At 55.4% G+C, this 8,188-nt stretch carries 5 protein-coding genes and 2 pseudogenes; all 7 read left to right on the forward strand.

The window, feature by feature from the left end; translation table 11 throughout:
- On the forward strand, nucleotides 1-133 hold a 133-nt coding region (locus ACMX3H_RS15105), incomplete at its 5' end, for a transposase domain-containing protein (protein WP_415211424.1).
- A 752-nt stretch (nucleotides 134-885) separates the two neighbouring features.
- On the forward strand, nucleotides 886-1,311 hold the full coding sequence (locus ACMX3H_RS15110; protein WP_415211422.1) for a MarR family winged helix-turn-helix transcriptional regulator: 426 nt from the start codon (nucleotides 886-888) through the stop codon (nucleotides 1,309-1,311).
- Between the two features lie 382 nt (nucleotides 1,312-1,693).
- Entirely contained in the window at nucleotides 1,694-2,317 is a 624-nt protein-coding gene (gene gmk, locus ACMX3H_RS15115) for a guanylate kinase (protein WP_415211425.1), read from the forward strand.
- Nucleotides 2,318-2,371: 54 nt separating this feature from the next.
- Nucleotides 2,372-2,647, forward strand: a complete 276-nt coding sequence (rpoZ, locus tag ACMX3H_RS15120) for a DNA-directed RNA polymerase subunit omega (protein WP_011412033.1) — start codon at nucleotides 2,372-2,374, stop codon at nucleotides 2,645-2,647.
- 20 nt (nucleotides 2,648-2,667) lie between these two features.
- Entirely contained in the window at nucleotides 2,668-4,773 is a 2,106-nt protein-coding gene (gene spoT, locus ACMX3H_RS15125) for a bifunctional GTP diphosphokinase/guanosine-3',5'-bis pyrophosphate 3'-pyrophosphohydrolase (RefSeq protein ID WP_415211423.1), read from the forward strand.
- 245 nt (nucleotides 4,774-5,018) lie between these two features.
- A pseudogene (recG, locus tag ACMX3H_RS15130) lies at nucleotides 5,019-7,077 on the forward strand (ATP-dependent DNA helicase RecG).
- Between the two features lie 331 nt (nucleotides 7,078-7,408).
- A pseudogene (locus ACMX3H_RS15135) lies at nucleotides 7,409-8,051 on the forward strand (solute carrier family 23 protein); the annotation flags it as partial.
- Between the last annotated feature and the right edge of the window lie 137 nt (nucleotides 8,052-8,188).

An 8,188-nucleotide genomic window follows, 5' to 3' on the forward strand; every position in this document is an offset into this window, starting at 1 on the left:
GATCGGCAGTTGCAAACTGAACGGCGTGGAGCCGGAAGCGTATCTGCGCCATGTGCTGGCGATTATCACGGATCATCCCATCAACAAAATCAAAGAGCTCCTGCCGTGGAACCTCACCATCCCTGCTGAATAACTGTCAATACGGCGCTGGGCGTACGCTTACATAATTCTTTGCTAAATTTAAATTTTTAGCGAAAAAGATAAAAAAAAATTACCAATAATTACAATTATTTAACAACTTTTCGCTAAACAGACTTAAGGCGCATTGAAGGTTTTTTATTTTTTTTGTGAGTTTTTAATTTACGATTATTTTTTTTAACTCGATTTTTGTGTGAACTACTGCAACGAAACCGGCACAATGTTTCATCTAAAAAAATTTCTAAAAATCCTTTTCTAACAATACGTTGCAGCCGTCAGATCTGTAAATTCCGATAAAGATTATCAGGATATTAATATAATTAACAAAACATAAAAATATGTGTTCGTCATTATTTTTTCATAATATATGCGCCTTTTTCTTATAGTCATATTTCAAATTTAAAAAAACTTCGATAAACTGCTCGGGCAGTCAGTAGTGAAGCAGGGGGGTCCGATCATACTCCGATTGGGCATTAATAATAACCTGGAAGTAACCCATACTCTTCTGTCTCCAGGATGCCCCTTTTAATGGAGGTTGAAAGAATTTCAATATTTTTGTTAATAAAATGTATTTTTTGTTAGCGTAAGCTGACAACATTGCTTGTTTAGAATATTTCCCAGCGTCGTCGATTCTGCTTAAGTGTAATATTTACCCGATGCCATTAAAGCCATCTGTAATACTAAACGGAAATCTAACGTGCTTTGGGAATAACTGATAGCGAATAAATAACATATAGAGATTAGAACATGGATAAATCAACCGATATTTCAGTAATGGTAGAGTCCCTATCGCGTATCTATCACCGTCTGAGAAAAGAAGTAAATGGTCAGCTGGTGAACGAAGGCCTCTCGATGTCGAAAATGAAAATTTTGCATCTGATTACTACCGGCAAAACCAGCGCCACCGATATCAAGAACTATATGGGCTTCTCATCCCGTACCGTGGTCACCGTGCTTGATGCATTGGAAAAAGAGGAGATGCTGCAGCGCCAGCAAAGCCCGACCGATCGCCGGGTGAAGTATGTCTATATCACTGAAAAAGGTCGTGAGAAATTGCGTATCGCCGAACAGACCCACAAAGTCATTCTGGATCGCATGTTTGCTCCGTTATCCGGGATGCAGTTAGAGAAGTTCAGCGAAGTCTGCAATGTACTTGAAGATCAGCAAAAATAGCACGGCTTATGATGTTATATCAGCATTGAAATCCGCAGTAAAAAAAGGGCCGGACAGTTGTAGTCATTTATCGTGACCGGACTGACGGGCCGGATGGCTATTCCGGCTACCAGATAATAGACACTTTATCGCGATTTTTAATACTCAAAGGTGGTTTTTTTTACTGGTGGATTTTTGCAGATAAATATCTAAAACGTTCAAAAAGGGAGGTCACGGGGTTTGCGTCTTCGACGGGTGCCCGTGCTTCCTTAATTCCTTCACCACCGATGCCTCACCCCCTCCGCCGGCCCTGCCGCTACGTTGACAGCTGCATCGCCTCTCAATGCCGTGTATAATAGAAACGCGCCCAGTCGTTCTTTCAACCTCAGCTGACTATTTCATGATGATTCAAGGTACGCTCTATATCGTTTCCGCCCCGAGCGGCGCGGGAAAATCTAGCCTGATCCAGGCGTTGCTGAAAACCCAGCCGCTTTATGACACCCAGGTGTCGATCTCCCACACCACCCGCGCCATGCGTCCCGGCGAAGCGCACAGACAGCATTACTTTTTCGTGCCGGTGGCGGAATTTGAGCGCATGATTGCCAAAGATGCCTTCTTGGAATACGCCCAGGTGTTCGGCAATTACTACGGCACCTCGCGCGAAACCATCGAGCTGGTGCTGGCCACCGGCGTCGATGTGTTCCTTGATATCGACTGGCAGGGCGCGCAGCAGATCCGGGGAAAAATGCCCGACGCACGCAGCATCTTTATTTTGCCGCCGTCCAAGGAGGAGTTAGATCGCCGGTTGCGCGGACGCGGTCAGGACAGCGAAGAGGTCATAGCCCGGCGCATGGCGCAGGCGGTAGCTGAAATGACCCACTTTGCGGAGTATGATTATCTCATCGTCAATGACGACTTCAATACCGCATTGCTTGATCTGAAAACCATTATCCGGGCTGAGCGCCTGCGCCTTGAGCGTCAGAAATTAAGCCATGACGCATTAATCAGCAAATTGTTGGCAGACTGACACAACTTTCAGTATGATGCCCAGTCATTTCTTCATCTGTGGAGTAGCTCACATATGGCACGCGTAACTGTACAAGACGCCGTCGAGAAAATTGGTAACCGTTTTGACCTGGTGCTGGTCGCCGCGCGTCGCGCGCGTCAGATTCAGGTAGGCGGTAAAGATCCACTGGTTGCGGAAGAAAACGATAAATACACCGTTATCGCCCTGCGTGAAATCGAGGAAGGCCTGATCACCAGCCAGATCCTAGATTTACGCGATCGCCAGGAGCAGCAAGAACAGGAAGCCGCCGAGATTCAGGCGGTCACCGCGATCGCTGAAGGCCGCCGTTAACAGCAGGTTACTACCCTACCTTGTATCTGTTCGAAAGTCTGAATCTTCTGATTCAACGCTATCTGCCCGAGGATCAGATGAAACTCCTCCGGCAGGCTTATCTTGTCGCTCGTGATGCGCACGAGGGACAGACTCGTTCCAGCGGTGAGCCTTATATCACCCATCCGGTAGCGGTCGCCTGCATTCTGGCCGAGATGCGTCTCGATCACGAGACGCTGATGGCGGCGCTGCTGCATGACGTTATCGAAGATACCCCAGCCACCTACCAGGACATGGAACAACTGTTCGGCAAAAGCGTCGCCGAGCTGGTGGAGGGTGTATCGAAGCTGGACAAGCTGAAATTCCGCGACAAGAAAGAAGCCCAGGCGGAAAACTTTCGTAAAATGATCATGGCGATGGTGCAAGATATCCGCGTCGTGCTGATAAAGCTTGCCGACCGCACCCATAATATGCGCACCCTCGGCGCCCTGCGGCCGGACAAACGGCGTCGCATTGCGCGCGAAACGCTGGAAATCTATAGCCCGCTGGCCCACCGGCTGGGTATCCATCACCTGAAAACCGAGCTGGAAGAGCTGGGGTTCGAGGCGCTGTATCCCAACCGCTACCGGGTCATCAAGGAAGTGGTTAAAGCGGCGCGCGGTAACCGCAAGGAGATGATCCAGAAAATCCTCGCCGAGATAGAGGGTCGCTTAACCGAAGCGGGTATTCCCTGTCGCGTCAGCGGACGGGAAAAACATCTCTACTCTATCTATTGCAAGATGCACCTGAAAGAGCAACGTTTTCATTCCATCATGGATATCTACGCTTTTCGGGTGATCGTCAGCGAAGTGGATACCTGTTACCGGGTGCTGGGACAGATGCATAGCCTTTATAAACCGCGCCCCGGGCGGGTGAAAGATTATATCGCCATCCCCAAAGCCAACGGCTACCAATCGCTACATACCTCGATGATAGGTCCCCACGGCGTGCCGGTGGAGGTGCAGATTCGCACCGAGGACATGGATCAGATGGCGGAGATAGGGGTGGCGGCGCATTGGGCGTATAAAGAGCAGGGCGAAACCGGTACTACAGCGCAAATCCGCGCACAGCGCTGGATGCAAAGCCTCCTCGAGCTACAGCAAAGCGCCGGCAGCTCGTTTGAATTCATTGAAAGCGTTAAATCCGACCTTTTTCCCGACGAAATCTATGTGTTTACCCCGGAAGGGCGCATCGTCGAATTGCCGGCGGGCGCTACGCCGGTGGATTTCGCCTATGCCGTGCATACCGATATCGGCCACGCCTGCGTGGGCGCGCGGGTGGACAGGCAGCCCTATCCGCTGTCGCAATCGCTCACCAGCGGCCAGACCGTGGAAATCATTACCGCTCCCGGCGCGCGGCCCAACGCCGCCTGGCTGAATTTCGTCGTAAGCTCCAAGGCGCGGGCCAAAATTCGGCAGATGCTGAAAAACCTCAAGCGTGATGACTCCGTCAGCCTCGGCCGTCGCCTGCTTAACCACGCGTTGGGCGGCAACCGCAAACTTGTTGAAATGCCGCTGGAAAATATTCAGCGCGAGCTGGACAGGATGAAACTGGCGACGCTTGAAGATCTGCTGGCGGAAATCGGTCTCGGCAACGCCATGAGCGTGGTCATTGCCAAAAATCTGCAGGGGGATCGGTCCAACCTGACGCCCCCCGTCGGCCCGCGTACGCTGCCAATTAAAGGCGCCGACGGCGTGCTCATCACCTTCGCCAAATGCTGCCGGCCTATTCCCGGCGATCCGATTATCGCCCACGTCAGCCCCGGCAAAGGGCTGGTGGTGCACCACGAATCTTGCCGCAATATCCGGGGCTACCAGAAAGAGCCGGAGAAATTCATGCCGGTGGAGTGGGAGATGGTGAGCGAACAGGAATTTATCGCCGAAATCAAGGTAGACATGTTCAACCATCAGGGCGCGCTGGCCAATTTGACCGCGTCGATTAACGCCGCCAACTCCAATATCCAGAGCCTCAACACCGAAGAGAAAGACGGCCGGGTGTATAGCGCGTTTATTCGCCTGACGACCCGCGATCGCATCCATCTGGCGAATATCATGCGTAAAATCCGCATCATGCCGGATGTCATCCGGGTGAACCGCAACCGCAATTAAGCCATGACGCAGGAACGTTTTGCCCGGCGAGGGGACATGCCGGCGGCCCACCGGCCGGTTCTGACGCCGTTTCTCTTATGCAGCGCGGCGAATTTCCGCCCCCTTGATTATCGCCGTCCGACCTGTATTTTTATGGAGCAGGGTCGCCGCGCGCAAACGCTCCCCCCAGCCAGACAGCGGCCCCGGCGGCGAGAGGACCTCTCCCCCAGAAGGGTGGGCCTGATGACAAGCCACGGAGAACTGATATGACCGAAGGCCGCCTGTTAAACGCCATTCCGCTGAATACGCTATCAGGGATCTGCCCGAGTCTCGTCAGCAAGTTTGCCCGACTCGGGCTGGAGAGCCTGCAGGATCTGCTGCTGCATCTACCGGCCCGCTATGAGGACCGCACCAAACTGTATCCTATCGGCGAGGCGCTGCCGGGGATGACGGTGACCGTGCAGGGCGAAGTCTTGAATATAGCGATATCAGTTTTGGCCCAAACGCATGCTCACCTGCCGCCTGCGCGACGACAGCGGCGTCCTGACGCTGCGCTTTTTTCATTTTAACGAGGTGATGAAAAATAGCCTCTCCCCGGCCAGTGGGTGACCGCCTATGGCGAAATCCGCCGCGGCTAGCTTGGCGGTGAGATAATCCATCCCGAATATCATGTCATCAGCGAGCGCAGCCAGGTCACGCTTGCCGCCACGCTAACGCCGGTATATCCCACCACCGAAGGCGTTCGACAGGCTACGCTGTGCAGCACGATCGATCAGGCCCTGAAACTGCTCGACATCACGCCGGTACCCGAGCTGCCGCCGCCGGAGCTAAGCGGCAGGTTGATGAGCCTGGCCGATGCATTACAGATGCTGCACCGCCTGCCGCCGGAAATCTCCCTGGACGATTTAGCGCAGCGCCGGCTGATTCTCGAAGAGCTTTTGGCCCACAACCTTAGCATGCTGGCGGTTAGGGCCGGGGTGCAAAAAGACCGGGCGTTACCGCTACGTGCCGATAATCTTCTGTCCCGGCGCTTTCTCGCCGCGCTGCCGTTCTCCCCTACCGGCGCCCAACGGCGCGTGGTGGCGGAAATCACACAGGATCTGGCGCGAGATATCCCGATGATGCTGTTGGTTCAGGGGGATGTGGGATCCGGCAAAACGCTGGCGGCGGCGCTGTGTGCCATTAGCGATGGCCGCCAGGTGGCGCTGATGGCGCCCACCGAGCTGCTGGCCGAACAGCACGCGCAAAATTTCCGCGACTGGTTCGCGCCGCTGGGCATCGAGGTCGGCTGGCTGGCGGGCAAGCAGAAGGGGAAAGCGCGCCAGGCGCAGCAGGAAGCCATTAGCGATGGCCGGGTGTCTATGGTCGTGGGCACTCACGCTATTTTCCAGGAGCAGGTGCGCTTTGCCGGGCTGGCGCTGGTGATTATCGATGAGCAGCATCGTTTCGGCGTTCATCAGCGGCTGGCGCTTTGGGAGAAAGGCGTGGCGCTGGGCTTCCATCCGCATCAGTTGATTATGACCGCCACCCCCATTCCCCGGACGCTGGCGATGACCGCCTACGCCGACCTGGATACCTCAGTCATTGATGAGCTGCCGTCGGGCCGGACGCCGGTGACCACGGTCGCGATCCCGGATACCCGGCGTGCGGAAATTATTCAGCGCGTCCGCCAGGCCTGCCTGCAGGAGCAGCGTCAGGCTTACTGGGTCTGCACGCTGATAGAAGAATCGGATGTGCTGGAAGCGGCAGGCGGCGGAAGCCACCTGGCAGGAATTGCAAAGCGCGCTGCCCGAGCTTCGGGTCGGGCTGGTACATGGACGCATGAAGGCGCCGGAAAAGCAGCAGCTGATGCAGGCCTTCAAGGCGGGGGAGGTACAATTACTGGTGGCGACCACGGTCATCGAGGTGGGTGTCGATGTGCCTAACGCCAGTCTGATGATCATCGAAAACCCCGAGCGGCTCGGGCTGGCGCAGCTGCATCAGCTGCGTGGGCGGGTTGGCCGCGGCACGGTGGCCTCCCACTGCGTGCTGCTGTACAAGTCGCCGCTCAACAAAACCGCGCAGTCGTGTCTGCAGGTTCTACGCGACAGTAACGATGGCTTCGTCATTGCCCAGCGAGACCTGGAAATCCGCGGCCCCGGCGAGCTGCTGGGCACCCGCCAAACCGGCAATGCCGAATTCCGGGTCGCGGATCTGCTGCGCGATCAGGCGATGATTCCGGAGGTACAGCGCCTGGCATGGCATATCCATCAGCATCACCCCGACTCGGCCTGCGCCCTGATTGAACGCTGGATGCCCGAGCGCGTCCACTATACCTTCGCCTGAGCGGCGTCTGCCGCCGCTACATCGTCCCGCAGAGTTGCTATGACGCGGTTACAGGACGCATCCACGTTTGCGCGCCCGCCTTTAGATCGACGTCCTGAGTAAAGCGGGCTTTCGCACCCGCGTTTGCGCCGGTGCCTCAAGGTCGACATCCCCTCGGCAAAACTGGCCTTCACGTCCGCGCGGCAGCCCTAATGTAGGCGGCGCACGCCGAACCGTTGATCGACGTCAATGACCCGCCATCGATGGCGGTGCAATCGATTGCTTTTCCCTTCAAGATGATTAAAATGCCCTCTTTGCCGCCCAGGAACGTTGCTTGCCATGACATCGCCCAATGATTAACACCGCCCCCGCCTCCGCTGACAGCGCCCCCAGCGAACTGATTTACCGCCTCGACGACAGGCCGCCGCTGCCGCAAACGTTATTCGCCGCCTGTCAGCATCTACTGGCGATGTTTGTGGCGGTCATCACCTCGGCGCTGCTGATCTGCCAAGCGCTGGGCCTGCCGGCGGACGATACCCGCCATATTATCAGCATGTCGCTGTTCGCCTCCGGGCTTGCATCCATCCTGCAAATCAAAACCTGGGGGCCGTGGGATCGGGCCTGCTGTCTATACAGGGCACCAGCTTCAATTTCGTGACGCCGCTGATAATGGGCGGTCTGGCGCTGAAAAACGGCGGCGCCGATGTGCCGACAATGATGGCCGATCTGTTCGGTACCCTCATGGTGGCTTCCTGCACCGAAATTCTGCTTTCACGGGTGCTGCACCTGGCCCGGCGCATCATTACCCCCTGGTGTCGGGTATCGTGGTGATGATCATCGGCATTTCGCTTATCCAGGTGGGACTCACGTCCATAGGCGGCGGTTTCGCCGCGTTGAACGACCATACCGTCGGCGCCCCGAAAAATCTGATGCTGACCGGAGTCGTGCTGCTGGTGATGATCCTGCTGAACCGTCAGCGTAACCCCTATCTACGGTAAGCGCCCCGTGGAGGACGTCTTGAATTATTGGTGGGTTTGTTGTATGGCCCGGTAAGAATATGTTCCACTACGATGCCTAGTGAACCCGCATCCTATAAGGGACGGCTGTCAGATCATGGATAATCCGGCGATGA

The sequence above is a fragment of the Sodalis sp. (in: enterobacteria) genome (assembly GCF_047607725.1).
Classification (GTDB): Bacteria; Pseudomonadota; Gammaproteobacteria; order Enterobacterales; family Enterobacteriaceae; genus JBLKSS01.

Excerpts from the sequence above, each read along its gene's own strand:
- rpoZ (WP_011412033.1), top strand. The coding sequence starts at position 2,372 with ATGGCACGCGTAACTGTACAAGACGCCGTCGAGAAAATTGGTAACCGT.
- ACMX3H_RS15110 (WP_415211422.1), top strand. The coding sequence starts at position 886 with ATGGATAAATCAACCGATATTTCAGTAATGGTAGAGTCCCTATCGCGT.
- gmk (WP_415211425.1), top strand. The coding sequence starts at position 1,694 with ATGATTCAAGGTACGCTCTATATCGTTTCCGCCCCGAGCGGCGCGGGA.